Source organism: Flavobacterium circumlabens, from assembly GCF_004345565.1.
Classification (GTDB): domain Bacteria; phylum Bacteroidota; class Bacteroidia; order Flavobacteriales; family Flavobacteriaceae; genus Flavobacterium; species Flavobacterium circumlabens.
In genome coordinates, this window is record NZ_SLWA01000010.1 from 93,149 (window position 1) to 117,876 (window position 24,728).

General features: G+C 35.7%; 25 protein-coding genes and 1 tRNA gene. 5 read left to right on the top strand and 21 right to left on the bottom strand.

Annotated elements, in window-relative coordinates; translation table 11 throughout:
- Positions 1–437: 437 nt before the first annotated feature.
- From EV142_RS20305 to EV142_RS20335, 7 genes are all read right to left on the bottom strand, one after another.
- Positions 438–1,406, bottom strand: a complete 969-nt coding sequence (locus EV142_RS20305) for a toxin-antitoxin system YwqK family antitoxin (protein WP_132037675.1) — start codon at positions 1,404–1,406, stop codon at positions 438–440.
- Positions 1,407–1,634: 228 nt separating this feature from the next.
- Entirely contained in the window at positions 1,635–2,120 is a 486-nt protein-coding gene (locus EV142_RS20310) for a hypothetical protein (protein ID WP_132037676.1), read from the bottom strand.
- Between the two features lie 300 nt (positions 2,121–2,420).
- Entirely contained in the window at positions 2,421–2,864 is a 444-nt protein-coding gene (locus EV142_RS20315) for a hypothetical protein (RefSeq protein ID WP_132037677.1), read from the bottom strand.
- 84 nt (positions 2,865–2,948) lie between these two features.
- Entirely contained in the window at positions 2,949–3,497 is a 549-nt protein-coding gene (locus tag EV142_RS20320; RefSeq protein WP_132037678.1) for a DUF6705 family protein, read from the bottom strand.
- Positions 3,498–3,556: 59 nt separating this feature from the next.
- Positions 3,557–4,135 carry a DUF6705 family protein gene (locus tag EV142_RS20325; RefSeq protein WP_132037679.1) on the bottom strand — a complete coding sequence of 193 codons (579 nt, stop codon included), beginning with the start codon at positions 4,133–4,135 and terminating at the stop codon, positions 3,557–3,559.
- 59 nt (positions 4,136–4,194) lie between these two features.
- Positions 4,195–4,773 carry a DUF6705 family protein gene (locus EV142_RS20330; RefSeq protein ID WP_132037680.1) on the bottom strand — a complete coding sequence of 193 codons (579 nt, stop codon included), beginning with the start codon at positions 4,771–4,773 and terminating at the stop codon, positions 4,195–4,197.
- Between the two features lie 7 nt (positions 4,774–4,780).
- A complete protein-coding gene (locus EV142_RS20335; RefSeq protein ID WP_132037681.1) occupies positions 4,781–6,211 on the bottom strand; it encodes a hypothetical protein in 1,431 nt (476 codons plus the stop codon).
- A gap of 378 nt (positions 6,212–6,589) precedes the next feature.
- Between EV142_RS20335 and EV142_RS20340 the strand changes: the two genes are divergently transcribed.
- Positions 6,590–7,282, top strand: a complete 693-nt coding sequence (locus EV142_RS20340; protein ID WP_132037682.1) for a hypothetical protein — start codon at positions 6,590–6,592, stop codon at positions 7,280–7,282.
- Between the two features lie 55 nt (positions 7,283–7,337).
- Entirely contained in the window at positions 7,338–8,567 is a 1,230-nt protein-coding gene (locus EV142_RS20345; protein ID WP_132037683.1) for a TMEM143 family protein, read from the top strand.
- A 145-nt stretch (positions 8,568–8,712) separates the two neighbouring features.
- Here the strand turns inward: EV142_RS20345 and EV142_RS20350 are convergent, their stop codons facing one another.
- Together EV142_RS20350 and EV142_RS20355 are read right to left on the bottom strand one after the other, a co-directional pair.
- Positions 8,713–9,366 (bottom strand): YceI family protein, encoded by a 654-nt coding sequence (locus tag EV142_RS20350; protein WP_158286355.1) that lies wholly within the window; start codon positions 9,364–9,366, stop codon positions 8,713–8,715.
- Between the two features lie 60 nt (positions 9,367–9,426).
- A complete protein-coding gene (locus EV142_RS20355) occupies positions 9,427–10,500 on the bottom strand; it encodes a ligand-binding sensor domain-containing protein (protein WP_238698609.1) in 1,074 nt (357 codons plus the stop codon).
- A 102-nt stretch (positions 10,501–10,602) separates the two neighbouring features.
- Between EV142_RS20355 and EV142_RS20360 the strand changes: the two genes are divergently transcribed.
- On the top strand, positions 10,603–11,493 hold the full coding sequence (locus EV142_RS20360) for a winged helix-turn-helix domain-containing protein (protein WP_132037685.1): 891 nt from the start codon (positions 10,603–10,605) through the stop codon (positions 11,491–11,493).
- 343 nt (positions 11,494–11,836) lie between these two features.
- Here EV142_RS20360 and EV142_RS20365 read toward each other — a convergent pair whose 3' ends face one another.
- From EV142_RS20365 to EV142_RS20375, 3 genes are all read right to left on the bottom strand, one after another.
- Positions 11,837–12,391 (bottom strand): DUF4494 domain-containing protein, encoded by a 555-nt coding sequence (locus tag EV142_RS20365; RefSeq protein WP_132037686.1) that lies wholly within the window; start codon positions 12,389–12,391, stop codon positions 11,837–11,839.
- A gap of 137 nt (positions 12,392–12,528) precedes the next feature.
- Positions 12,529–12,867: a hypothetical protein gene (locus EV142_RS20370; RefSeq protein WP_132037687.1), complete on the bottom strand. Its 339-nt coding sequence runs from the start codon at positions 12,865–12,867 to the stop codon at positions 12,529–12,531.
- Between the two features lies 1 nt (position 12,868).
- Positions 12,869–13,738 carry a hypothetical protein gene (locus EV142_RS20375; RefSeq protein WP_132037688.1) on the bottom strand — a complete coding sequence of 290 codons (870 nt, stop codon included), beginning with the start codon at positions 13,736–13,738 and terminating at the stop codon, positions 12,869–12,871.
- 286 nt (positions 13,739–14,024) lie between these two features.
- Between EV142_RS20375 and EV142_RS20380 the strand changes: the two genes are divergently transcribed.
- The gene (locus tag EV142_RS20380) at positions 14,025–14,492 is read left to right on the top strand and encodes an Mpo1 family 2-hydroxy fatty acid dioxygenase (protein ID WP_132037689.1); all 468 of its coding nucleotides are present in this window, start codon (positions 14,025–14,027) and stop codon (positions 14,490–14,492) included.
- A gap of 195 nt (positions 14,493–14,687) precedes the next feature.
- On the opposite strand, the gene EV142_RS20385 is transcribed toward EV142_RS20380, so the two are convergent.
- The 3 genes from EV142_RS20385 to EV142_RS20395 form a co-directional block, all read right to left on the bottom strand.
- Positions 14,688–15,830, bottom strand: a complete 1,143-nt coding sequence (locus EV142_RS20385) for an acyltransferase family protein (RefSeq protein WP_132037690.1) — start codon at positions 15,828–15,830, stop codon at positions 14,688–14,690.
- Between the two features lie 154 nt (positions 15,831–15,984).
- Positions 15,985–16,863, bottom strand: coding sequence for a LytR/AlgR family response regulator transcription factor (locus EV142_RS20390; RefSeq protein ID WP_132037691.1), 879 nt, complete (start codon positions 16,861–16,863; stop codon positions 15,985–15,987).
- 30 nt (positions 16,864–16,893) lie between these two features.
- A complete protein-coding gene (locus tag EV142_RS20395; protein ID WP_132037692.1) occupies positions 16,894–17,301 on the bottom strand; it encodes an MFS transporter in 408 nt (135 codons plus the stop codon).
- A 241-nt stretch (positions 17,302–17,542) separates the two neighbouring features.
- Between EV142_RS20395 and EV142_RS20400 the strand changes: the two genes are divergently transcribed.
- Positions 17,543–18,055, top strand: a complete 513-nt coding sequence (locus tag EV142_RS20400; protein ID WP_132037693.1) for a hypothetical protein — start codon at positions 17,543–17,545, stop codon at positions 18,053–18,055.
- 134 nt (positions 18,056–18,189) lie between these two features.
- Here the strand turns inward: EV142_RS20400 and EV142_RS20405 are convergent.
- The 6 genes from EV142_RS20405 to murC form a co-directional block, all read right to left on the bottom strand.
- Positions 18,190–18,263, bottom strand: a tRNA-Arg gene (locus tag EV142_RS20405).
- Positions 18,264–18,343: 80 nt separating this feature from the next.
- Positions 18,344–18,793 carry a GatB/YqeY domain-containing protein gene (locus EV142_RS20410; RefSeq protein ID WP_132037694.1) on the bottom strand — a complete coding sequence of 150 codons (450 nt, stop codon included), beginning with the start codon at positions 18,791–18,793 and terminating at the stop codon, positions 18,344–18,346.
- A 291-nt stretch (positions 18,794–19,084) separates the two neighbouring features.
- Entirely contained in the window at positions 19,085–21,070 is a 1,986-nt protein-coding gene (gene ftsZ, locus EV142_RS20415) for a cell division protein FtsZ (RefSeq protein WP_132037695.1), read from the bottom strand.
- An 84-nt stretch (positions 21,071–21,154) separates the two neighbouring features.
- On the bottom strand, positions 21,155–22,576 hold the full coding sequence (ftsA, locus tag EV142_RS20420) for a cell division protein FtsA (RefSeq protein ID WP_132037696.1): 1,422 nt from the start codon (positions 22,574–22,576) through the stop codon (positions 21,155–21,157).
- A 6-nt stretch (positions 22,577–22,582) separates the two neighbouring features.
- Complete coding sequence (locus EV142_RS20425) at positions 22,583–23,305, bottom strand: cell division protein FtsQ/DivIB (protein ID WP_132037697.1); 723 nt, start codon at positions 23,303–23,305, stop codon at positions 22,583–22,585.
- Positions 23,292–24,641 carry a UDP-N-acetylmuramate--L-alanine ligase gene (murC, locus tag EV142_RS20430; protein WP_132037698.1) on the bottom strand — a complete coding sequence of 450 codons (1,350 nt, stop codon included), beginning with the start codon at positions 24,639–24,641 and terminating at the stop codon, positions 23,292–23,294. The genes EV142_RS20425 and murC overlap by 14 nt, the downstream gene beginning before the upstream one ends.
- Positions 24,642–24,728 lie beyond the last annotated feature (87 nt).

The following is a 24,728-nucleotide window of genomic DNA, read 5'->3' on the forward strand; positions in this document are numbered from 1 at the left end:
TTAGAAGCTCGACAAAGTTTTATACCCACTGAAATCGAGTTACTTGCGAAGATTTCTCGTTCCTCGAAATGACAGAACTGCACGACAAACAATACTTATCCGCAATATTTGTCATTTCGACCGAAGGGAGAAATCTCCGTTAGAAGCTCGACAAAGTTTTATACCCACTGAAATCGAGTTACTTGCGAAGATTTCTCGTTCCTCGAAATGACAGAACTGCACGACAAACAATACTTAACCACAATATTGTCATTTCGACCGAAGGGAGAAATCTCCGTTAGAAGCTCGACAAAGTTTTATACATACTGAAATGGAGTTACTTGCGGAGATTTCTCGTTCCTCGAAATGACAGAACTGCACGATACAGGGATTTAACTCATACAAAAAGAGGATGCCAAATTTGACATCCTCTTTTATGTTTAAAATTAAATTATTCCTTACGGCTTGCTTTCTCCTAATGTTAGCGGTAATGAATAAAGAAATTTTACCGGCATACCTCTTACAAGTCCAGGGTTCCATTTTTTTGCTTTCTTTATTATTTTCATTGCCTTCTCATCCAGCATGGGGTGAACTCCTCGTATTATTTTAGGCTCAGTCAGGCTGCCGTCTTTCGCTACAATAAAACTCAAAAGCATTTTTTGTCCGTTAAAGCCATCAAAGTTCATCATGTATGTTGACATTTCCCTTGCTACATAAGTATAAAAAGATTCTATACCTTTTTTGGGGACTGCACCCTGATTTACAACATTGTAAGAATGCTCAACATTCAGACTATCAATACTAACTCCAGATACCAGCTTCCCATTTTCATAAGACTCTGTAAAACTATATTTCTGATCGATATTTTTTCCTTTCCAGATCCCATCAGGATATCCGTTTTTTACTTTTCCTCCTTGCTCAAAATGGCCTTTACTATATTCATAGTCACCATTACCATTCGTTACTTTTTGCTCTTTTTGAGGATTCCAGTAATTGTTTATCTTAAATAGGTGTTGTCCATCTGTATTTTCAAAATATTCAATTTCAGATTTTACATTTCCGTTTTCATACCATGAAAATTCTTTTCCAGTTTTCTTTCCATTCAAATAGCTAACTGTTAATTCCTTATTCCCGTTTTCATAATAGTAGATAAATTGTCCTTCCTCAATTATATTATCTCTACTTGATGACGTACCGATCATCTGCAAAGTCTTTGATTTATAGTAATCTTTAACTTTATACAGTTTTTTATCAGAGTAATAATCTTCAACCAGCCTAATATACTGATAGTTTTCACTGTTTGTCTCTGCCCATGCAGCGTCTAAATACGTTATCTTATTTTCCGTTGCCGGAGCCTGGCCGAATACTTTTGCCGTCAGGAACAAAAAACAGACTGCCCTAAAATAATAATGAACAAGAAGTTTCATGAAATGTGTTTTTAAAATTATAGAAATTTATTATTGTTAAAATAGATTATACTCCCAATCTACCTTGTATTTAAATAAAGTATTTTGATGTGTTTTTTCTAAAACAAATATTATAAAATACTTACAGAAATCTGTCGGAGGATACATAAATTGTTTCTTTTTATTTAGGAGTTAAATTATCCCCACTGCTGGCACGAGCGTCCCGCTCGTGAATATTGAGTTATAATACTAGTAACTTATGAACAAGCCTTCTTTACCTTTAATAATATAATCGAAGGAAATTATCTTATCATTTATCAAAGAAAAATACATTATAGGCTTATTCTTGCTTACTAAAATAAAAACATTATCTGTTCTTTTTTCAAAAACAATTTTATCGCCTTTATAGTCATTGTATGTTATAACATAGAAATCTGCAGCATCCAATAATGAGCTTTTTTCCTCCTTTATTTTTTTCAAATGTTTATCAAGAATTTTTACTCTTTGCGAAAGAGAATACTTTGTATTATTGATTGGTTCAAAATATATATAACTGTCAGCAATAGACTTTGCTGTGTTTTTCTCAAAAAAAACTGCTTTTACAAAATCGTTTACAAGTAATTTCTCCTCCGTTTTGTTTTGACTTACAGAACTAACCGTTATCAATAACAATATAACTAGTAACATAGATTTATTTATTTTCATTTTAGCATCCTCCTTTCTTTTTCGGGGCATTCCCTTTTGTTACACTTTTTGTTGCACCACCAGGTGTATTCATATTTCTAATATCTTTACCTAAATCGCCAGGATTACGTCCTTTAAAATTCACAATAACCGCATTATAGGAACCGGTAGTCTTTAGTAATTTTAACCCTCCTTTTTCTGCAGCACCTATTGCAAAGTCACTACAATTATAATTATTTAAGTCATATGTTTTAGAGTAATCATTAATATAATTAATGACACTTGATAATTTGTCTGCATATAGTTTATTACATAATAAATACCATATATATTAAAAATAAAATCACTGCTTTATCTATCCTTTTTTACTAATGGTTCATATAAGATATATTTTCGCGACAAATCTCTTATGTAATATTTTTTGCCGCCAACATTTTTGAAAAGCAATTCTTCATTAACTATTTTGATTTCTTTCAAATAATACTTTTGCTCGGATATTTTTAAATCCCAAATTTGCTCGGGGTTAAAAACACCATCTCCAGGATAGTTATAACAAATGTCGATGGCATAAATTCTATTACCAAACCTTTTGATGTCAACATCGTTAATTACCTCAAAATCTGCGACAAAACCTATCCGTTTACAATTTGTTGTATCAGTACATAATACTTTATTATGATCCGATTTTATCGCTCTTACTTTGATCGCATAATCTTCAAGAATAAAAGGCTTATTCTGAGCATAATTTATGCATGAAAACAAAGAAAGAATCAGTACTAAAAAAATATTTTTCATAATTTTGGTTGATATGGTAAGTCAAAATAATTTCAAAGTAAATAAAACAGCTTTCAAAATATTGAAAGCTGTTTTTATTTATTGCTATTGTTTATTTAATAACATTGATTTGGTTGGTAATATTTGCTCTGCTACTTTAGGGCATTTACTACCATCTATTATATCCTGATAAGCTGCTAAGTATAACTTCATTTGTTTATTATCTTTTGAAGTAGAAATGAAAAGATCGCCAGTTTGACCGCATTGTGAATTCTCGCCAATATAACTTAATACATAATAACCAAAATTTTTACCAAAATATAAGCCTGCTATTACTAAATTATTGCCATCTGGTAAACTTCTGGTATCTTGCAAAATAACTCCTGTATTTGAAGTGATTAAATAACGTATTGATAGTATATCACTAAAGACGCCCCTGAACTCCTTTTTGTATGGTGTTACTATAAAAGTGTAATTTTTATTTTCGTACGTACCTTTCCATGTTCCGATATATTTAGTAAGTAAACCATTACTATCCTTAAAATATGTTCCTACCGGGGCTTCATCTAATTTTGTCTCTAAAGCTACGATCTGTTGCGCTTTGCATGATAGAGTAATTAAAATTATGGTTAATCCTATTATTATTTTTTTCATAGTCTTATTTTTTTTAAATCCTCAAGTATAAAAGAATATTTGAGGATTTTAGACACAAACTATTGTTTAGTAAGCATTATTGAGTTATTACGTGGAAATGTGAGTTCTGCTAATTTAAAACCGGGACAGGTATCCTCAGAAATCATGATTTTATTTGGCTCAAAACCCAATGACATTAGTGTATTTGCTGCATTTTTGGTACGAATAAATACTGTTCCTGCATTTCCACACAGAGAATTTTTACCACCAAAATTTAATGCATACACGGCCAAATCCTTGCTAAAATAAGAGCCTGCAATTATATACGGACTATTATCGGGAATGCTTTGAGTATTTTCTAAAACACTGCCATTACTAGATGTGATTAAATAACGGATTAATAACCGATCACGAGTTATTGTCTCATACTTAGAAGTAGTTTTACTAATATATAAAGTATAGTCTTTACCTTGGTAATTTCCTTTCCAAGTACCTACAAACTTGGTTAATAAATTATTTACATCTTTTAAGTAAGTGTTGTCTGGTATACCATCTCCAGCATCAATATAATCTCCCATTTTTTCTACAGGAACGATTGTTTGCGCTCTGCATGATATTGTAGATAATATTATAAATCCTAATATGAATATTTTTTTCATAGTCTTATTTTTTTTAAATCCTCAAGTATACAAGAATATTTGAGGATTTTAGATTCAAACTATTGTTTAGTAAGCATAATTGAGTTGTTACGTGGAAATGTGAGTTCTGCTAATTTAAAACCGGGACAGGTTTCCTCAGAAATCATGATTTTATTTGGCTCAAAACCCAATGAAATTATTGTATTTGCTGCATTTTTGGTACGAATAAATACTGTTCCTGCATTTCCACACAGCGAATTTTTACCAGTAAAATTTAACGCATACACGGCCAAATCCTTGCTGAAATAATTTCCTTTTATGACATAAGTATTGTTGTCCGGTACATTTCTGGTATCTTCCAATGTACTATTGTTAGATGATGTAATTAAGTAATGAATCCTTAATTCATCAAAAGTTACTTTATCAATAGTGTTAGTGATTTTAGTAATATACAAAGTGTAGTTTTTACCTTGGTAATTTCCTTTCCAAGTACCTACATACTTGTTAAGTAAATTATTTACATCTTTCAGGTAAGTGTTGTCTGGTACGCCATCTCCTGCTCTTTTATAGTCAATAAATTTTTCGACTGGTACAATTGTTTGCGCTTTACAAGACATTGTAAATAGCAGAATAATTCCTAATATGAATATTTTTTTCATGTTTATTTTAATTACAATTAATAGTTGATACTTTTCCGGTATTATCCAATGTTTTTTGAGAATTTCCAGAGGCTTCAATTTTATATAATTCAATCCCGCTGATTCCTATTTGCTCATTTAAAAATTTTAAAAATCCTTTTTCGAGACTATTGTTTTTCATTGTTTCTATATAGAGATCATCTAACCCCACCCAATTAATACTGCCGCCTTTTAAAATAACATCATTTATATTTCCTGAGAACCTCAGTTGATAGGTTGCTGAACTGGAAACCATTGTTCCGTAAATATTATCAATAGGAATGCTGTTCCTACTGCTATTTAGAAGCAAAATTACAAACGCTTTTACATCTCCGGGAGAAAACATTTTTATCGGCTCTACAGATTGTGTTTCGCCATCTGCATTTACTCTTTCATAAGGGTCAAGATGGGTATGGATATAGCCTACTGTATTCGCATCTGATCCAAGACTTATCTTATCTGAATTTTCCGTACTTGAAGTTCCTGTAAGGGGTGTAAAAGGGCCGTTTTTACTTTGCATATATCCCGTTTCCACTTTCAAATTTGTTTTTTTCCTAAGTTCCTCTTCTTTGGCTTTAAAATTTGCATTTGTCAAGAGTGTCTTTAATTTATCACAAGGATTTACAGCCGTCGCGGGAGGGGGAGCAGTACCACCGCCACCATTACCGCCACCATGTGAGGTATAACCCCCGGGAGTTGTTCCTCCAATTACAGGAGAACGTGGTCCATAGTAGGCCACAGGAGTTCCCAATTTAGGTTTAGGTCCGGTATAAGAATTAATCTTAACAACTTCTCTTAATTCGGTTGGTAGTATTCTTGGCACCTGAATTGGGTTGCCCCCACCTGCCCCATCATTGCAGCCATCACCACAAGGATTAAGAGAAGGTGCCCTGTAAGTTGTCTTATCTTCTCTGGGCAACACTTCCACAATTCCGTCTTCCACAGCGTGATTGTCTTTAAATTGAGCTGCTTTTACAAAACCTTTCTTGAGATCCCAGACGCTGATATATCCGTTAAAATTTCCGCCCTCCATAGACTGGTCCTCTTGTGGGGCGGCTTTGTCGGGATAGATTTCAACCAGTGAGGCCTTGTAGCTGCCATCGGGTAATTTATAGAGATATAAGCGCTGTTGCCAGATTTCTGCCTGATCTGTTTTTAATTCTTTTATCGGGACCACAATCGTTTCAGTCCCGTCTTCAGCTTGTTTCACGATCGCCCCCGGCCAATCGTAAAGGAGGTTCTGGAGGTAAACATAATTATCTCCTTTTGCCTCGTACTCCTTAAACCATGCTTTGGCGGAAGACAATGTGGCGCTCCCTTCACTTACAACTTCATCTTCCTGCTGACATCTTGTAAAAAAGACAGCAATCAGCACAACAGTAATAACACCTGCTGCTCTCTTAAAATTTTCTTTCATCATGTAATTCTTTTAGGTTATTGTTTTGATTTTTTCTGAACAAAAACGCCCTTTTAAGCTGCTGCAGCTAAGGCTTAAAAGGTGTTCTTTTTATAAAGTAAAAGAATATTTTTTGTAGTTTGATACACCAATTGATAACTGTAGGGAACCAATTGATAAGTGTTGTTAATTGATTCGATGCAACCTAAATTTGGGTGGAATTCTCCTGAAAAAAGTGTCAAACGCTTTTCTGTCCCTGCTCTTTTTTTCAGGTTTTTATCAATTGGTAATCTTTCAAAAATTAAGAAGTAAAACCACCAACTATTAGTTGATTTTCATAGATTTGTAAAATCTATTTTCCGAAAGTCATCAGGAGGAAAAAAATTATAAAATCTTAGAACAATGAAAGCTGTTTTTTTAACATTTTTATTTTTAACGTTTGCCTGTTCAACTTGTTACTCGCAATTGAGTTCAGATAAAATATTCGAAAGTTTTAAACAGGGAGAACGCACCAACTGTTCTTCGATTGCTTTTATTAAGGCCGCTTTAAATATTTACGGACTGGATAATCTTTTTACAGCCGAAAAAACAGCCGACAGTTTACATTATATCACCTTAAAAAACCACGCCTCCTTTCAACTGAAAAAAGAGGAACTGGAGAAAGCTCAATTTTCTGCCGGTTTTGTATTTATCAAAACGAATGAAGAAAGCAAAAGAATAAAAGACTACGCTATACTGACCTATGCCGTGATGGCGAAATACAAACAAATTATCGACAGGGCGTCGACTTTTGACAAGGCCTTGGAGGATTTGGAAGATGGTGAAGTATATACCCCTACCATTTATAAATATTTGGGTTTCGAAAAAGACAAACAAATACTACCCTTAAAGCGACTATCCGGAAGTGAATATTGCGGCGTTGTGGCCTGGTCTACAGCACATGCCGTTTTTGTTTGTGAAGAATACATGGACTATTATGGCAACAAAAAAAATATCTGGGGAAAATATCCCGGGCGTTTTAGAATTGTCAATACGGAACCACTACTACCAAAAGTTTCAGAAAAAACAGATAACGCAGATAATTCAGATTTGTAATTCGTACCTTCTTATTTTTAAAACACAGCCCATCCATTAAAGTCCCCAACTGAATATGACACGAGAAAATTATATTCCCTTTAACAAGGAATTCTTGCTCGAACAACAAATAGCCACGTTCTCTGAAGACAAAAAAAAGGTTGATGATTTTAAAAAACTTTTCGATATTGTCGAACACTACTTTCATTACGAGGCTTTTAACCTGAACCGGAATCTGAAGCAGCATTATGCTTTATTCGATCCCGACCTGAGTCCGAAAGAGCGTGAAGGGTTTATTGGTAAAAGTGATTTTTCGGTGTTTAAGGAAACTCTTCTCACGGTTTTAAAACATGGAAATTATACCCGCATAGATCAGGAAACTTTAGACAGGGCTTTTAAGGAATCTGATTTGATAGGCCTGAATCTTTCCATAGATTTTAATGCTTTCAAAGATTATGAATTGTACGTTCGCGGACATCATAAAGCGAAAGAAACGGTTAAGAAATTTATTTTCTGGAAAAAGGAAATACAAGTCGAATATTATGACCGCGTCATGATTTACCTGAACTATAACGAAGCCGATTATCTGAAAGAAAAGAAAGTAAAACTAGGAAAAATGCCTGTTGATCCGGGGTCCATCGGATTAAAGATTTTTAAAAGGGTTCCTAAAAACGATCTTGAAACGATATTTCCTAATGCCATTCCGAGAATGTCTACCAGAGATAAGCTATTCTTCTGGGTTCCTGGAATCGGAGGCGGCATCTCGTTATTGAGTACCACCGTAATTCCGGCTTTAATTGGTATGTACGCAGCGTATCAGTCCGGTGAAGCAATTGATTTGTTAAACAGTAAAGCTTCGCTAAATCAGGGTTTAATTGCTTTAGGAATCTTGTCTGCCTACTTGTTTCGCCAGTACAGCAACTTTATCAATAAAAAAATCAAATACGGAAAAATGCTTTCTGACAGTCTTTACTTTAAGAATCTCGGAAACAACAGCGGTGCTTTCTATTCGCTCTTAAATTCTTCGGAAGAAGAAGTGCTTAAGGAAACGATACTCGCCTATGCTTTTTTAGACCGTAGTCCAAATCCGATCACTGCGGAAGAACTCGATCATCAAATTGAATCCTGGTTCAGGACTAAGTTTCATGCCGACCTTGATTTTGATGTAAAAGATGCTTTAGACAAGCTAAAAAATATTGGCCTGGGTTTAGAAACAAACGGAAAATGGGAAGTTATCGCTCTGGATAAAGCCCTCGTGAAGATTGATGCATTGTGGGATAGTGTTTTTGAGTATAATGAGAAATAAGTTTAATACAATTTTAAACGCAAGTTCGCTTTTTTAATATAAAGTAACTAAACAAAAAAGAGAACCAAATAGTTCTCTTTTCATAATTGTATCGGAATATAATAATTTGATCTGAATTTAATTAAAATCTTAAACATTCAGATGTTTATTTTTTTGCTATAATCTTTACCTGGAATTTAATAGAATCCGACATAGTCTGATCAGCCAAAAGATCATAAAACTTTCCTGATTTGTAACGGACATCCCATTTTGTCCGATCAATGACCAGCTTACCATTCATTTTGACAATTCCATTCTTAACTTCTATTGTAGCCGGAAAAGTAACCGGGTGTGTGATACCCTTAATCGTTAGGTTCCCTGTAATTTGCTTGTTCTCACCATTTATTGATGCTGCCCTGGCAAGTACGATTGTAGAAATGGGAAATTTTTTAACATCAAAAAAATCCGGATCTTTTAAATGATCAATAAGTCCATTATCACTTCGATGATTTTCATCTTCAATGGTATTCATGTCGACCTCGACAGTACCATTCATAAGTTGATCGTTTTCAATCATCAATTCTCCTTTTGATATAGAGACAAACCCTGTGTGGCTGTTGGGACCAATCAGCATAGCACCTTTCCATGTTACAACACTTTCCTTCGTATCTATGGTAACATAGTTTTTATTCCCTTCATGTAAGGATAAGGAGCCTGATGGTGCATTATTTTTATTTTCCTCTTTTACAGGTCCACGGCAGGCAAAAAAGAAAGGAGCACTAATTAAAATTAAGAAACTGATTGTTAACTTGTTGTTCATACTATAGAAATTATATTGATTCATAATAATTGATAAATGTTTTAAAACAAGCAATACCCATTATTGCTGCCCTTCTTTACGTTTAAAGTCCGTTATGGTCTTTCCATCATAACGATACACTCCATCTAAGGCGCCAAACCAAATATTTCCTTTGTCATCTCCTAAAATCCCGAAGATCATTGGCTTATTGGCTATTGTGGTTACCGTTGGCTTTTTGTCAAACAAGGTCTTTTCTTCGTATCTGGAAAGTGTCCAGCCCAGGTTATTACTATCCTTTCCTGAGCTGGTCCAAATAGTACCTTTTTTATCTTCGTAGATATACCCAACAAAATCCTGGGTAAAATTGGTAAACGTACTGCCGTCATAGCGCCAAAGGCCATCATAACCACCAAGCCAGATATTGCCTTTTTTATCTTTGATTATAGAACGAACATTCGCAAAAGATTTTCCGTTATTGGTTACAGGAGTAAATTCCTTTCCGTCATAAACATAGACATAACCCCTTGTGCCAAACCAAAGTTTTCCTCTTTTGTCTGCAACAATAGCATTAACATCATTATGCATCCAGGCAACCTGGTCCGGAAGCGGATGTTGATAAACTGAAACAGGAACAGAATCAGACTGAGCAGCAGGTGGCATTTCTTTCATTTTAAAATTCCGAAAGGACTTGCCATCATAACGGCTTGCTCCGTTTCCTGTGCCGAACCAAATAGTACCGGCTTTATCTTCATAAATAGTAGTGACCACATCATTGGCAAGTCCATCCTTGGTGGTGAAATTTTGAAAGGATTTCCCATCGTAATAATAAACACCTGAGCCAATACTAGCGAACCAAAAATTCCCTTTTCTATCTTCTAAAACAGAAAAGAAACGGGCAGAACTTACTTTACTGGTAACATTGGTAAAAGATTTTCCATCATATTTAAAGACCCCTTCCCATGAAGTAATCCAGATATTACCTTTTGTATCTTGTTTGATGGTGCGAACGATGCCGTTGGGTACATGAGAATTGAATGCTTCTTTGGTTTCAACGGTAACTTGAGCATCATTTTTTTGTTGGGCCTCTACTGCAAAATTGGCCACTCCTGCCAGCATGATAAGCAGGCTGTACAAAACATTTCTTTTATTTTTCATATTTGTAAAATTTATTTAAACGAAATTACTTTGATATTTTTAGGCCTTAGTAATCAGGATTGTAAATAAAAATGTAAACTTTGTAAATAAAAACTTGACACTATGATTGATAGTCGAAATCTCCTGTTCGGAAAACACAAATACCTGTTTGGGTTGATACTACTCTTATGTATGGCTGTAATGTGTGTGGCTTTCAATACAGAGGACAGTGATGACTTTGCTATTGCCAGGAGGGAAGTTTCACTCCGCAGGATTGGACATGAACTGCTTTTACAATCTGGCGACAGTACTTCAAGAGTGCTACCGGTAAAAAAGATTGCCGAAAATGAGTACCAAATCACGTTTGAGAATGAGCTTACTTTTCAAACCGACTCCTTAGTAAATACTACTCAGCGTTTGTTAGCCAAAGACCTGCTCGCTAGTGAATATATTGTGAAGGTAGTAAACTGCGGCAATGGCAGTACAGCTTATGGATTTGCTATATCAAAAAATAAGAAAGATGATATTGTAGCATGTATAGGAAGAAAACAGCCCGTAGCATGTTACATGATTAACATCAAATTTAAACCACTGGTTATAAACAAAGTAAAAAATGAATATTTTTTGGGCAGTTTGTCATTATTAGCCTTTGTGGGATTTGTTTTTCTTAAAGCTGCTAAGCCAAAAGTAATGCTGCCTGAGGGTGATTACACTAATCTGTTCGCTTTAGGTTCGGTGGTTTTTGATGCGAAGAACCGTAAGCTGATCATAAATGAAAAGACAGTAGGCCTCACCGGAACGGAAACCCGTGTATTGCTTATTTTTGCCTTATCTCCCAACGAAGTCATAGAGAGAAGCCGACTGCAAAAAGAGATATGGGAAGATGAAGGGGTTATTGTGGGCCGTAGTCTGGATATGTTCATATCAAAACTAAGAAAAAAACTGGAATATGATCCGAACATCAAAATTGTTGTTATACGCGGCAAAGGATATAAGCTTTCCATCAGCTCTTAGGCAGAGGAACCTATAATAGCGCTTTGATGGGATAAATTAACGTTCAATTAATTTTATAAGTGTGTAGGAGAAAATTTGCCAGGCATCTTTATTGCTCTCTTGGTAGTTATTACTCTAAAAATGAAATTTCTTAACATTATAAAAAGAGAATTTTTAAGCTGCCTTATTTGACCAAGTCTCAGACTTTCTTCCTTTATCATTTTTGATCGTGTTAACTGTAATTCTTCGTAACTATTAAAAGTTTTTTTACTAAGTCCGTTATCAATAAAAATCCCGGGACGCCTATTTAAAAAACAAAAAAGAGAACCAAATAGTTCTCTTTTTTGTTGTATAATATTGTGAATTATTCATTTTCAACCTCAATAAGATCTTCTACGGTTTCTCCCATGTCACCAACAGCAACCAGTTCCGGTTTTGAAGCTTTTAGCGCATTGAATCTTTCCAATTGTTCTAATTCTCCTTCTTCTCCGCTGAAATATGGGAAAACATCCATAATCGGAGATTCTGAAATAGCAGGAATGGTGTAATCTCCCATTGTATTTTTCATTACTGCAATAGTATTGTCGTAGGCTTCTTTTACATCATTGGCCTGTACCAAAAGATACATATTGGTTTTTCTTTCTTTACCGCTTTCTTCATCATAAGCCATTAAAGTAACTTTTGACTTAAACCAGCGATCAGCATTTTCAAACGGATGGATCTCGGCATAGTTTGCCACTTTTATATTAGTGATTTTAAATTCTTCACTCACATAGGCAGCCATTTCTTCATTGATTCTGCTTTCTGCTTCTGTATAAGACACAGCGTCTACCAAATACGGTTCTGTAGTAACTTTTTGTCCTCCAGTCTCATCGGTCTTTCTATATTTTACTTTGCATTCGTACCAAATTGCGCTCATTTCTTCTATTTTTAAGGATGTCAAAGATAGATTTTAACGGGCAAAAAATCGACAATTCCCAAAATAGATATTCACAATTTCGAATGAATTTCAGGATTGACTCTGTAACTCATTATCTTTCAAACAGAACCATTTTGTTATATCCCCAAAACAATTAAAACTCTTCCGACCAGGTTAATAACCGAGGTGGTCAAAGCAACGATTTCATTTACATTATTAAGCTTTTTTAAGCTTTTGGCTAAATTGTCGGCTTCTGCTTTTGTAGCCGTTGTGAGCTGGGTATAGCGAGGGTTGTTTTTATCCAGTTCTCTTTTCAAAATCTCAAAATACGCATCCCGAAGCGCATCATATTCCTCTACCAGTTTATCAAGGGCAGGTTCTCCTCCCTCCTGAAAGGCATCCTGCAAAAGCTGCGTTCTTCTGTTGTTAAACTGAGTAATAGCTTCTGATAATGATTTTTTTAATTCTTCCTGCATTTTACTTGTCTTTTAGAAGTTCTTCAATTTTGTTTAAGGATGAGATAACAGTACTCATGTTTGTGCTTTGTTTGGCAATTTCAGCATGAGCTTTGGTCAATTCCTCAAGCGCCTGACCAAAAGTGGCCAGTTGTTTTTTCAAATCATTTTTCTGCTTCATGATGTCATCCCGGTTCCTCAATCTGTACATTAGAATAATAGTCGCGTTGTCACTGTAAGGCTCGGAATTACTTTGAGAAATTTTGTTGACGTCATATCGTTTGGAATCAACGGTATTAAGTCCTTCGGCATAAGAATTATAAATCAAATCAATATAGTCGTTCCAGGTTTGTTTATCGGCATTCCATAACTCTAAATAAACTTCTGAAAGGACGTATAATATTTCATTATTTTTCTTTACTTCTTTTGCCTGAACAGCTTCTCCAACCATTTTCAGAACATTCGGCAGTTTCGTTTTGACATCAGCGGGTAAGTCGGGCATTTTTTCGATTGCGTCGTAACTATCCTGCAGGGCTGTCATCGCGTCTTTGGTTTTGTCTGAAAATTTAGGGTCTGTTAAAAGTGCAAAGGCTTTGTACACTTCAAATAAGTTTTGATAAGCCTGTATACGCGGTTCTAATTGTTTGGAGAAATCCGGGGCTTTGGTATCCGGTAATGCCATCGTTGACGGACTTGGATGTGTAAGCACTTTTACCTGATCCTGCTGTGACTTATCGATCCCTGCCTGATCGGATAATGATGCATAAATACCCTGTGCTTTTTGTGAGACATCCATCCCTTTTGAGGCTGTTGCACTTCCCAATTCAATGATTTTTGAAGAGGAGCAGGAGGTTAGAAAGAGTAATAATAAGACAATCAGACTTTGTTTCATTCTATTTCGTTTTAGGTGGAGCTTCTGTTTGTACGCATCAAACTAATATATTTTTACTGTTTGACACTTCTTTTGCGTGAAGGAATAAAATTACAAAAAAAAGAGTTCACCTATTAAAAATAAATCAGGCTGATTTTTTGTTTTACGATCTTTTTAATAGCCGGCGGAACTGTAATATTCCTGCGTCCGAGTAGACATTCAAAATTCCTGTTGCATACTTTTATCAGTCCCAGTGATAAAAATGCAAAATATTCAATAGCTTTGTTATATACCTAAATCCAAAAATATGAGAACATTAGAGCAATGGTTTGAAGAATATGCAGTAAGTCATCAGAATCCAAAAAACAAGGCGATTCATTATGTCTGTGTTCCGGCGATTTACTTTTCGATTGTTGGTTTATTAATGAGCATTCCGAGTGGTATTATTGCTTCTGTTTTACAATTAAACGCCCCTATTATAGAAAACTGGGCTTTTATTGTGCTGCTTTTTGTACTTGTTTTTTACATTCGGTTATCGGTTGCGATGGCGATGAAGATTGCTATTCTTTCTGCTGTTTGTCTGGTTGTAAATTATTATATCGGACAGGTTTTACCTTTATGGGCGTTCTCAATCGGCGTGTTTGTAATCGCCTGGATCGGGCAATTCTACGGCCATAACATTGAGGGTAAAAAACCTTCCTTCCTGAAAGATCTTCAGTTTTTAATGATTGGCCCGGCCTGGGTCGTAGAGAATTTGTTTTCCAGAAAGAGATGATTACCTGTAATTTTTCTAACCAAAATTAATGTAATTGTTCCGATGATGCCCTAGCCCGGACAGGAACGGCATCCTTTTGTGGCGGTCCCGAGGCTTCGGGATGGCCACAAAAGATACAGTGGATGGCCGGAATCAGCTCCTAAACAAAATGGGGACAAAAAACTGCTTCTTTGTCTCGCTGATTATGATAATCTTTTAAAGGATTTTTTTAATTCCCGGAATTTGCAAAAGCAATGCTCCCAAAACATAACTTGCGATCACTATTATCGGTGCAATGATAATGAATTTGAAGGCCGGATCGATTTGCCAGTTTCTGATCATTAACGTTAAGCCTACAATTACCAGCGGATGGAAGATATACACGACAAAATTACTGCGGGATAATTTAGTACGTAACCCGGAGGTGTGGTTCCAGCTTTTTCTTCCTTTTGTAAGAAATATGATTATGATTGAAAGTCCGATGCATTGTTCCCAAACGGCATACAACAGCGACTGCCAGTGAAATCCGCCTGAATACCACGAAACAGGCATGTCTAATTTTGCGCGGATCAGGAAAAATACGGGAAAGAACAACAAAAATAACCCTATTGATTGTTTCAGGTGTTTTCCGGTCTGGTCTGTGATCTGATCTAACCAATTGTTTCTGGCTGCCAGTATACCAATTATAAACAAGGAAATATATTGTGTAAAATGTCCTAATTGAAAACCAACCGGCTCCAAAACCCATCCAACCGGAAATACTATTCTGACGATAAAACTGATTGTTCCTAATACAACTGCAAATGCCAGCATTTTAAATACTCCTGGAGCGGGAATTGCTTTTTTAAAATCGGTTTTGACAAACTGCTGCACGAATACATAGAGCATCGTGAAAACCAACAATGCCGCTACGAACCACATTACCCCAAAATCGATCCAGCTGTCGTAGCCTGAAAGATATTGAAGAAAGGTAATATGATGCCCTTTTGCAAAATAATACACCAAATAGCTCAATATCGGAGAAAGTACAAAGGAATAAAACAATAACGGTATTCCCAGCCTGACCAATCGGTCTGTAATGAATCTAGCGGTGCCTTTTTTGAGATAGGAGGACTCGGTAAAATAAGCGGCCAGCAGAAAGAAAAAGCCCATGAAAAAGGACTGGTTGATACTCACAAACATGGTCATTGGAACAAGTGCTGCAAAACAGCTTGTTTTCTGAACCCAATACCAGCCGCCTGAACCTCCGTAGGTAATAACGGTATGATGCAGAATGACCAATACCGTCAGTATTATTTTGATATTGTCTATGTATACTAATTTGTGTGATGAAGCGGAAGTCGAAATTGCTGATGACATGATGGTTTGCTTTTACCGTTATTTTGCAACCGGCTATCGGTTGACTGCCGCAAACGTACAACAAGAAAAAGGCTTGTAACCCGGGGTTGTTATCAGCAACTAGCTTTTGTGATGAACAACAAGGTTAAGCTATATAATGCTGTCTGAGGCGTTGCTAACAGCTATTGAAACTGTCCAGCTGTTTTCTGGAGACCGGGATTTTTTCGCTGGTATCGGCAAATGATAACAGATATCCTTGTGAATTTCCGGTGACTTTTTGAATACTGAACATGTTGACTAAATAGGTTCTGTGGCATCTGAAAAAATGTGGGTAGGCCGAAATTTGCGTTTCAAATTGGGTGAGGGAAATTCTTTTTAATTCCGTTTCTATTTTGTTATGGACTGACTTTGTTAATTCGATATAATTTCCGTCTGCTTTTACAAATAATAAATCGTCTATATTCAGACTAAAATCATCTTGCTTTACTTGTGTATTGATGAAAAGTATGGCTGGAATCTCTTTTTTATCGTGCTCTGTCTGGAGTGGCTGAAATTGAAGCACAAATGGTGCTCCTTTCTGTGATTGAAAATAAAAACTTACCACTCTGAGAAAAAAGTAAAAGAAGATCCCGGCAATACAACAGTTTCTGATTTCTTCATATAAATAACGAAGCGACCAATTACCCGAGTTATTGTAAATCAGATCACGCATTAAGAAACTGACCAAACCTGATAAAATAAGAAAACCTCCAATATTGAGATATTCTTTGAGCAAGTTCCAGTTATGAGATTGATCTTTTCCTTTTCTGAAATAATTGACAATGGAGAAATAAACAACGAAAAGCAACGCAGGCGAAAAAGCATGCAAACCACAGATAAAAAAGTAATTCATTTTATGCTCGGGTTCATACACTCCAAATGGGGTAAACAGCAAAAGAAAAACCAAGAGCGTAACAAAAACAACAACAGCACTTTTGAGCAAATTTGCAGGCTGAAATCTCAGGGGATATTCTATTTCTTTAAGTAAATGTTCGCTGTTGATGTAGAATGGCATAATGATAAACGTGCTTTCGGTTGCTTTTTATTATACTCTGTTTTTGATATCGCTGATCACTCTTTCTTCCGTTGGCCTTAACGAAATAAGATATACAATTAATAGTATTCCAGCCAGCAGGAAATCAGGTTTCAGGAACAATATGATAAAAGCAGCCCCTTCCAGAATTGCCCAGCGCATAATGGAAGCCGTTTGGTAAATGGGTAAGTTTTCTTCGGGTTTTAATTCTGGATCGGTCTGTTTTAATTGTAATTTGAACATAAAATTACTCGCCAACAAAGCTGCAATTGGTATGATGAGATAGATTACTGATGAGGAATCAATAGTTGGAATTTTCAGATGTGCCGTAGAAGGCTGTTCTACCAGAAAGTAAGCAATGCTCACTCCTGCACAGACGGCAAGATGAATGGTCTGCAGGATTTTTATTTTTTCTTTCATTGAAGTTTTGGTTCTGTAGATTTTGTAAAACGAATATAGGAAATAAAACGAGAATTTGTTTTAAATGTCAATTGTGGGAGACTTCAGGTTTAAAAGTTTATTTAAACTTATTTACATACTATAGAGAAATTTGTTGTTTAATAATTGAGTCCAAAAAAACAATTCTACTTGTAAAAATATAGTTTATATATTAGCACTTACAAAAACGAAAAATCAACTTTAATTCATAAATTTTATACATATGATTAAACTTAAAAAAGTAATTATTATTGGTGTTGCCATATTATCCAGCTCTTGTAATAAAAAAGATGAAGTTGTAAAGCCAAAGAAAGAGCATAATACAAATAAAAGAGATTTAGTTCTACACTATCATGAAAACTACTTTAAAAAGTTACGAAAAGAAATGGATAAAATAGAAATTTCTCTATATAAAATTAAAGATACTGATTCGCAGGACACTACCAAACTTGTTAGAATAGATAGAATTCTAGATGTAAAAAAAATAAAAGAATTTGATTCATTGTTTGATTCAACAAGAAACGGAGGATATTGCTGTTGTCCACAAACTCATTATATAATCGATTTATTCAAGCAAAAAAAAAGATTAAAAAGGTTCAATGTTGATACTTTAAGAGTAAAAGACAAAGCCTTTATTTTTGATACGAGTTATCAGACATCGTATATAATTCCTTTAAATGTCTGGAACAATTTCATAAGTGATTCCAGAGTAAACGCAAACAATCATTTACATTGAAAATTCCCGAAGGCACAATAAAGAGAATATTCTAAAGAGTTTATAATTCTGCCCATTTAACCGCAAAACCATTCACCATTACTTTTATAAAAAGCCATAAAAAAAACCTATTTCATTACGAAATAGGTTTTTAGTGACCGCGACAGGGTTCGAACCTGCAACCCTCAGAGTCGAAATCTGATATTCTATCCAGTTGAACTACGCAGTCAATATTGTGAAAATTTCAATTTTTTTAAAACCCAAATCCCAAGTTGGAATTTGGATTTTTCTATTTTTTTGAAATTTCTACTAAACTAATAATTTCTTAACGATTGTAGAAATTGTTTTTCCTTCAGCAGTTCCGCCTAATTGTGCAGAAGCTAATCCCATAACCTTACCCATTGAAGCAATTCCTGAAGCTCCGGTTTCAGCAATAATTTTAGCAATTACAGCTTCTACTTCTTCTTCGCTTAATTGTGCAGGTAAGAATTTCTCGATTACAGCAATCTGAGCCAATTCAGGTTCTGCTAAGTCAGGACGATTTTGTTCTGTAAAAATTCTGGCGCTTTCTTTACGTGTTTTTACTAATCGCTGCAATAATTTAACTTCATCGTCTTCCGTTAATTCTTCTTTAGATCCGGAAGCCGTTGCTGCCAGTAACATTTCAGATTTAATGGCTCTTAATGCTTCTAATGCTACGGTATCTTTTGCTCTCATGGCTGTTTTAATCTCATCCATGATTTGTATTTGTAAACTCATTTTGTTCTTTTATTTAAATAAGCAGCAACGCTTATCGATTGATTATTTATCTGAAATTATAACTTCTGTAATACCTTAATCATTTGTCTGGCTGAGTCCATTCGGCTTTGCTCAGGATAAACTTAGTCGAAGCCTTTTTAGGTAATTAACCTTCGACTTCGCTCAGGGTGACAATATTTGTTAAATATAAACACTTTTAAAGTCAAATTTCTAAATTCTGTGCGAAGATAAAAAAAATAACCCGAAAATTAAATCCAATTTTCGGGTTATCCTGATATTGTGATTCTAATATTAATCTACGTTATCGTGCAAAAATGAATTATTTGAACGCAATTGCAAATCATTATTACTGTCAGTACCCACAGAGATTCTTGAATTGGTTGTATTTGACTGTGTATTTGAAAGATCGATACCTAATCTTTTGTAAGCAGGTTCTTTTTCAAGTTCATCAATTCTGGAAACATTATTATGGAATTTATAATTAAATTCTTTTAGTTTCTTTCTTCTTTCTTCCGCTCTCAGACGTAACGTTTCTTCGATTGTCAATTCCAGCGGGGAAACATGATCTGTTGTTGTAAAAGCTGGCTCCTGAGCAAAATCAACTCTTGGTTTCAACGTAATATTCAGTTCTTCAGGAACAACGTCTTCAATTACTTTTTCAGCCGGTTTTGAAGTGATCAGTTCGTTTTCAACTTCCATGTATTCTTCCAGCGAATATTTGATGATTCCGTTATCCGAAAGTTCCGTTACCGGAACAAACTGTACCGGATCGTTTACTTTGATATTACGGGTATCACTTGTCAATTCGAACAGAATCTTATTGTCTTCAAAAACTGCCGGTTCTTTTTTCACTTCCGGTTCTGCTCTGAAAAGAGGCAAATCGAATGAAAAAGTGGTTTGTTCTTCTTTTTCGAAAACTCTTTGCTGAACAGGTTTTATTTCCTGAAAAGCGGGAACTTCCGGCGTAGAAATTTTAAAATCGATGTCGGTAATTGGCGAAACAATTTCAAAAGTCACATCAAGGTTTTTGATAAACTCTGACATTACCACTAATTCTTCCTGATTCATTGTCGGAGCAACAGCCACCGGAGTAACCGGAGGAGCTATTACGGGAGCAACCGTATCTTCCATCAACTCAAAAACAATCTTTTGTTCTGATGAAGCACTAGTTGTTTCTGCATTTAAATCAAAAGAAGTTAGCGTTCTGTTCGTTAAATTATGAACGCTTCTTTGCTCATCTTCTAACGTATGAATGATTTTTTTAGGTTCTGTATTTACAATTTCGTTTTGCTGTTCAACATCAAAACCTGTCGCAATAATTGTCACGGCAATAGCTTCACCAAGAGTTTCGTCTTCACCAACTCCCATGATAATATTAGCGTTAAATCCGGCTTCAGCCTGAATGTGGTCGTTGATTTCTCCGATCTCATCCAATGTAATCTCATCTGATCCAGAAACGATAAGCAACAATACGTTTTTGGCTCCTGTAATTTTGTTGTCGTTTAACAACGGAGAATCCAATGCAGAAATAATTGCATCTTTTGCTCTGTTTTCACCTTCGGCAACAGAAGATCCCATGATCGCTGTTCCACTGTTTGACAAAACAGTTTTAGCATCACGTAAATCGATATTTTGAGTATAGTGGTGCGTTATCACTTCAGCAATACCTCTTGAGGCTGTTGCCAAAACTTCATCTGCTTTTGAGAATCCTGCTTTAAAGCCAAGATTTCCGTATACTTCTCTTAATTTATTATTATTGATTACAATTAGTGAATCGACCTGCTTACGCAATTTTTCGATTCCTAAAAGCGCTTGTTCCTGACGCACTTTCCCTTCAAACTGAAAAGGAATTGTTACGATACCAACAGTCAGGATCTCTCTTTCTTTGGCCAGTTGTGCAATTACCGGAGCTGCACCAGTACCTGTTCCTCCACCCATACCAGCGGTAATAAATACCATCTTAGTACCACGGTCTAACATTTTTTCGATATCGGCGATACTTTCAATAGCAGACTGCTGTCCTACGTCAGGATTTGCTCCTGCTCCAAGACCTTCGGTTAAGTTCATACCTAACTGAATTTTATTTGGTACAGCACTATTTTGAAGTGCTTGTGAGTCTGTATTACAAACGATAAAATCTACCCCTTTAATACCTTGCTTGAACATGTGGTTGATTGCGTTACTTCCGCCTCCGCCTACACCTATTACTTTGATTACATTTGATTGGTTTTTCGGTAAATCAAATGAAATACTTCCAAATTCTGAGTTGCTCATCATCTTTTTGGTTTTGAAATTCTTATTAAATACATTTTTTACTTCTTGACTTGGGGCAAAAAGTAATCCTTTTCGTTTCTTATTCTTTTATTCTGCGTTATCTAAAAAATCTTTGATTTTATCGACATAGCGATCAAAAAATGATCTTCTTATTTTTGTTTCGGTAGATTCTTCCTGGCTCACGGCATTACTGACTTCTCTGTGATTCTCGAAAGTTTCTACTCTTTCAACGTAGTTTTCCTCCACTTCGTATCGCTGCTGTACAGGTTGCTGCGGCGAAGCGTTAACATTTCTGTACACCACTTTCGGCTGCTCGTTTACAAGTTCCATTCTAACAGCACTTTGTGTACTATTTTCGATACTATTCATGACAAGTCCAACTGCTGTTGCAAATAACGGACTTGAAATTTCTTCGCTTGAATTCCCTGCCAGATGCTCATTTGGATATCCGATTCTGGTATCCATTCCTGTGATATACTCTACTAACTGTTTAATATGTTTCAGCTGAGCACCACCGCCAGTAAGCACAATTCCTGCAATTAATTTTTTACGCGGATCTTCGTGTCCATATGCTTTAATTTCAGCAAAAACCTGCTCTACAATTTCTACCACACGGGCATGTATAATTTTAGATAAATTTTTAAGCGAAATCTCTTTCGGCTCTCTTCCTCTTAAACCCGGAATAGAAACAATTTCGTTGTCTCTGTTTTCTCCCGGCCATGCTGATCCGAATTTTATTTTTAAAAGCTCTGCCTGCTTTTCTATAATCGAACATCCTTCCTTGATATCTTCTGTAATCACATTTCCTCCGAAAGGAATTACGGCAGTATGACGAATGATACCATCTTTAAAAATGGCCAAATCTGTTGTTCCGCCACCGATATCGATAAGTGCTACACCCGCTTCTTTTTCTTCCTGGCTTAAAACCGCATCAGCAGAAGCTAACGGTTCTAATGTTAATCCTGACAATTCAATTCCGGAACTCTGAATACATCTTCCGACGTTTCTGATAGAAGAGGCCTGCCCTACTACTACGTGAAAACTGGATTCCAGTCTTCCACCGTACATTCCGATAGGTTCTTTAATTTCAGACTGCCCGTCGATTTTGAATTCCTGTGGCAAAACGTGAATAATTTCTTCTCCCGGTAACATGGCTAATTTATTGACCTGGTCAATTAAAAGCTGAATATCATTTTCGCCGATTACTTCTTCCGGATTACTACGGCTGATATAATCTGTATGCTGAATACTTCTGATGTGCTGTCCGGCAATACCAACAACTACATCTTTTATTTTATAACCTGAATTGTTTTCTGCTTCAAGTATTGCTTGCTGAATGGATTGAATGGTTTGCGTGATGTTGTTTACAACTCCTCTCGCAACTCCTAAACTTTTGGATTTACCAATACCCAAAATTTCCAGCTTTCCATACTCGTTCTTCTTGCCGATCATGGCAACTATCTTTGTCGTTCCAATATCTAGACCTACTGCAATGTTATCTTTTTCCATTTTCTATTATTTTGTGCAAACTACTTGTTCCGTAAACCTAAGGTCAATTTTTTTGTAATTGTATAACGAACTATCTAAAACTGCTTTTTGAAAAAAGGCTTTATAGTTTCTGAATTTCTTATCAACATTCATCGTTCTGCCAAAATCGATGAAGTAATTATAATTTCTGTTAAACATTTTTAAGCTGCCATTAGGCATAATTTGAATTGCAATGATGTTTTTTTTCAAAAACGCATCGTCATAAATTGTGCGAAACAGCGTAGCTAAATCTTCGTTATTTTTTTCATTTATTGCCCCGGAAACAAGCGGAACCCGAGCCGTAAAATTGTCCGACAAAGGCATTTTATTTCCCTCATAGTCAATATAAAAAGACCGGTCACCATCGTAAACACGGGCGATCGGAGTCTTCTGTTTTACTACCGCTTTCAGAACACCATCGATACTTACAAAAACGTCTGACTTCTCAATCATGTCCTGCGTATCGAGGTTTTTTTCTATCTTATTCAAATCTACTTCATCTTTTCGGATACTGGAAGCGTCTGTTTTATTTTCTATCAACAATTTATTAACCGTTTCAGGCTTTACAAACAGCGTATTTTCTCCTACAAAAACAACAGCAGATTTCTTTAATTTCCGATTCCCGTTTCGATGCTGGGCAAACGAATACAGAAAAAGTACCAGCCCAAAAATGAGAATTAACCGAATATTTGTCCAATTAAATATTTTCATTTAGCATTTTTTTAATTGACGGAACCATTTCACCGATATCACCAGCTCCTATTGTCACAATTATTGGCGCATCACTGGCTTCGATGGACGCTAATAAATCGCTTTTTGCAACAATTCTTTTGTTTGAATTTGTCATTTTACCTAGCAGCCACTCTGATGTAATCCCTTCCATCGGAAGTTCGCGTGCCGGGTAAATATCCATTAAAAACACTTCATCAAAAGCAGATAAGCTTTCGGCAAATCCATCAGCAAAATCTCTTGTCCTGCTGAATAAATGCGGCTGAAAAATCGCCAGTACTTTACGATTCGGATATAATTCCCTAACCGCCTGATGTACTGCATTTATTTCTGTCGGATGATGTGCATAATCATCTATATAAACTAACTGATCGGTCTTGATCTGATAGGAAAAACGTCTTCTGATTCCGTTGAATGAGCCAATAGCTCTTGCAATGGACTCGGTCGGGGTGCCAAAAGTTTTTGCCATTGCAATAGCCATCAGTCCATTCATCAAATTGTGTTTTCCAGGCAATCCGAAACGTAAATTTTCTATCGTTTCTGATGGTGTCTGCACATCAAAAACATAATTGGCATTTTCGATACGAACATTGAATGCTTTGTATACAGCATCTTCATTTATAGCACACTGAACGCCTTCAAGAGGTAATTCCTTAGTTATAAACAGTTTACTTTTATCCTCAACTTTTGAAGCAAATTCTACAAACGAAGCTTCTATAGCCTCACTGGTACCGTAAATATCCAAATGATCCGCATCCATAGAGGTTATGCAGGCAATATTGGGGTGCAGGTGCAAAAAGGATCTGTCGAACTCATCTGCTTCTACCACGGTAACGGTTTTTCCGTTTCCGATTAAATTAGAGTTGTAGTTCTCTACAATTCCACCCACAAAAGCCGTTACATCAGCACCGCTTTCATGCAGAATATGCCCTAAAATACTTGATGTTGTTGTTTTTCCGTGTGTTCCGGCAACAGCGAAACAAAAAGTGTCTCTTGTAATGATTCCCAAAACTTCAGCACGCTTTTTAACCTCGTAATGTCTTTCTATGAAAAAATTCCATTCGGAATGCGTTTTAGGCACTGCCGGTGTAAAAATGACTAATGTATTTTCTACATAGTAATCACTCGGAATTAAACTTATATTATCTTCAAAATGAATATCAATACCACTTTCAATCAACTCATTGGTAAGCATTGACGGCGTTTTATCGTAACCTGAAACCTGTTTCCCGATGTATTTGAAATAACGGGCCAGGGCACTCATTCCGATGCCTCCAATACCAATAAAATAAACGTTTTGTATTTGATTTAAATTCATTTCAATTTATGTTTTCGACTTAAAACCAGACTTTTATATTTTATAAAAAACTAACCTTTAAGCCTTTGTATTTTCTTTTGTTTATGA

What these genes read in the sequence shown, in the direction of transcription:
- EV142_RS20305 (WP_132037675.1), bottom strand. Translation starts at nt 1,406, where the DNA reads ATGAAACTTCTTGTTCATTATTATTTTAGGGCAGTCTGTTTTTTGTTC.
- EV142_RS20310 (WP_132037676.1), bottom strand. Translation starts at nt 2,120, where the DNA reads ATGCCCCGAAAAAGAAAGGAGGATGCTAAAATGAAAATAAATAAATCT.
- EV142_RS20315 (WP_132037677.1), bottom strand. Translation starts at nt 2,864, where the DNA reads ATGAAAAATATTTTTTTAGTACTGATTCTTTCTTTGTTTTCATGCATA.
- EV142_RS20320 (WP_132037678.1), bottom strand. Translation starts at nt 3,497, where the DNA reads ATGAAAAAAATAATAATAGGATTAACCATAATTTTAATTACTCTATCA.
- EV142_RS20325 (WP_132037679.1), bottom strand. Translation starts at nt 4,135, where the DNA reads ATGAAAAAAATATTCATATTAGGATTTATAATATTATCTACAATATCA.
- EV142_RS20330 (WP_132037680.1), bottom strand. Translation starts at nt 4,773, where the DNA reads ATGAAAAAAATATTCATATTAGGAATTATTCTGCTATTTACAATGTCT.
- EV142_RS20335 (WP_132037681.1), bottom strand. Translation starts at nt 6,211, where the DNA reads ATGATGAAAGAAAATTTTAAGAGAGCAGCAGGTGTTATTACTGTTGTG.
- EV142_RS20340 (WP_132037682.1), top strand. Translation starts at nt 6,590, where the DNA reads ATGAAAGCTGTTTTTTTAACATTTTTATTTTTAACGTTTGCCTGTTCA.
- EV142_RS20345 (WP_132037683.1), top strand. Translation starts at nt 7,338, where the DNA reads ATGACACGAGAAAATTATATTCCCTTTAACAAGGAATTCTTGCTCGAA.
- EV142_RS20350 (WP_158286355.1), bottom strand. Translation starts at nt 9,366, where the DNA reads ATGAACAACAAGTTAACAATCAGTTTCTTAATTTTAATTAGTGCTCCT.
- EV142_RS20355 (WP_238698609.1), bottom strand. Translation starts at nt 10,500, where the DNA reads ATGAAAAATAAAAGAAATGTTTTGTACAGCCTGCTTATCATGCTGGCA.
- EV142_RS20360 (WP_132037685.1), top strand. Translation starts at nt 10,603, where the DNA reads ATGATTGATAGTCGAAATCTCCTGTTCGGAAAACACAAATACCTGTTT.
- EV142_RS20365 (WP_132037686.1), bottom strand. Translation starts at nt 12,391, where the DNA reads ATGAGCGCAATTTGGTACGAATGCAAAGTAAAATATAGAAAGACCGAT.
- EV142_RS20370 (WP_132037687.1), bottom strand. Translation starts at nt 12,867, where the DNA reads ATGCAGGAAGAATTAAAAAAATCATTATCAGAAGCTATTACTCAGTTT.
- EV142_RS20375 (WP_132037688.1), bottom strand. Translation starts at nt 13,738, where the DNA reads ATGAAACAAAGTCTGATTGTCTTATTATTACTCTTTCTAACCTCCTGC.
- EV142_RS20380 (WP_132037689.1), top strand. Translation starts at nt 14,025, where the DNA reads ATGAGAACATTAGAGCAATGGTTTGAAGAATATGCAGTAAGTCATCAG.
- EV142_RS20385 (WP_132037690.1), bottom strand. Translation starts at nt 15,830, where the DNA reads ATGTCATCAGCAATTTCGACTTCCGCTTCATCACACAAATTAGTATAC.
- EV142_RS20390 (WP_132037691.1), bottom strand. Translation starts at nt 16,863, where the DNA reads ATGCCATTCTACATCAACAGCGAACATTTACTTAAAGAAATAGAATAT.
- EV142_RS20395 (WP_132037692.1), bottom strand. Translation starts at nt 17,301, where the DNA reads ATGAAAGAAAAAATAAAAATCCTGCAGACCATTCATCTTGCCGTCTGT.
- EV142_RS20400 (WP_132037693.1), top strand. Translation starts at nt 17,543, where the DNA reads ATGATTAAACTTAAAAAAGTAATTATTATTGGTGTTGCCATATTATCC.
- EV142_RS20410 (WP_132037694.1), bottom strand. Translation starts at nt 18,793, where the DNA reads ATGAGTTTACAAATACAAATCATGGATGAGATTAAAACAGCCATGAGA.
- ftsZ (WP_132037695.1), bottom strand. Translation starts at nt 21,070, where the DNA reads ATGATGAGCAACTCAGAATTTGGAAGTATTTCATTTGATTTACCGAAA.
- ftsA (WP_132037696.1), bottom strand. Translation starts at nt 22,576, where the DNA reads ATGGAAAAAGATAACATTGCAGTAGGTCTAGATATTGGAACGACAAAG.
- EV142_RS20425 (WP_132037697.1), bottom strand. Translation starts at nt 23,305, where the DNA reads ATGAAAATATTTAATTGGACAAATATTCGGTTAATTCTCATTTTTGGG.
- murC (WP_132037698.1), bottom strand. Translation starts at nt 24,641, where the DNA reads ATGAATTTAAATCAAATACAAAACGTTTATTTTATTGGTATTGGAGGC.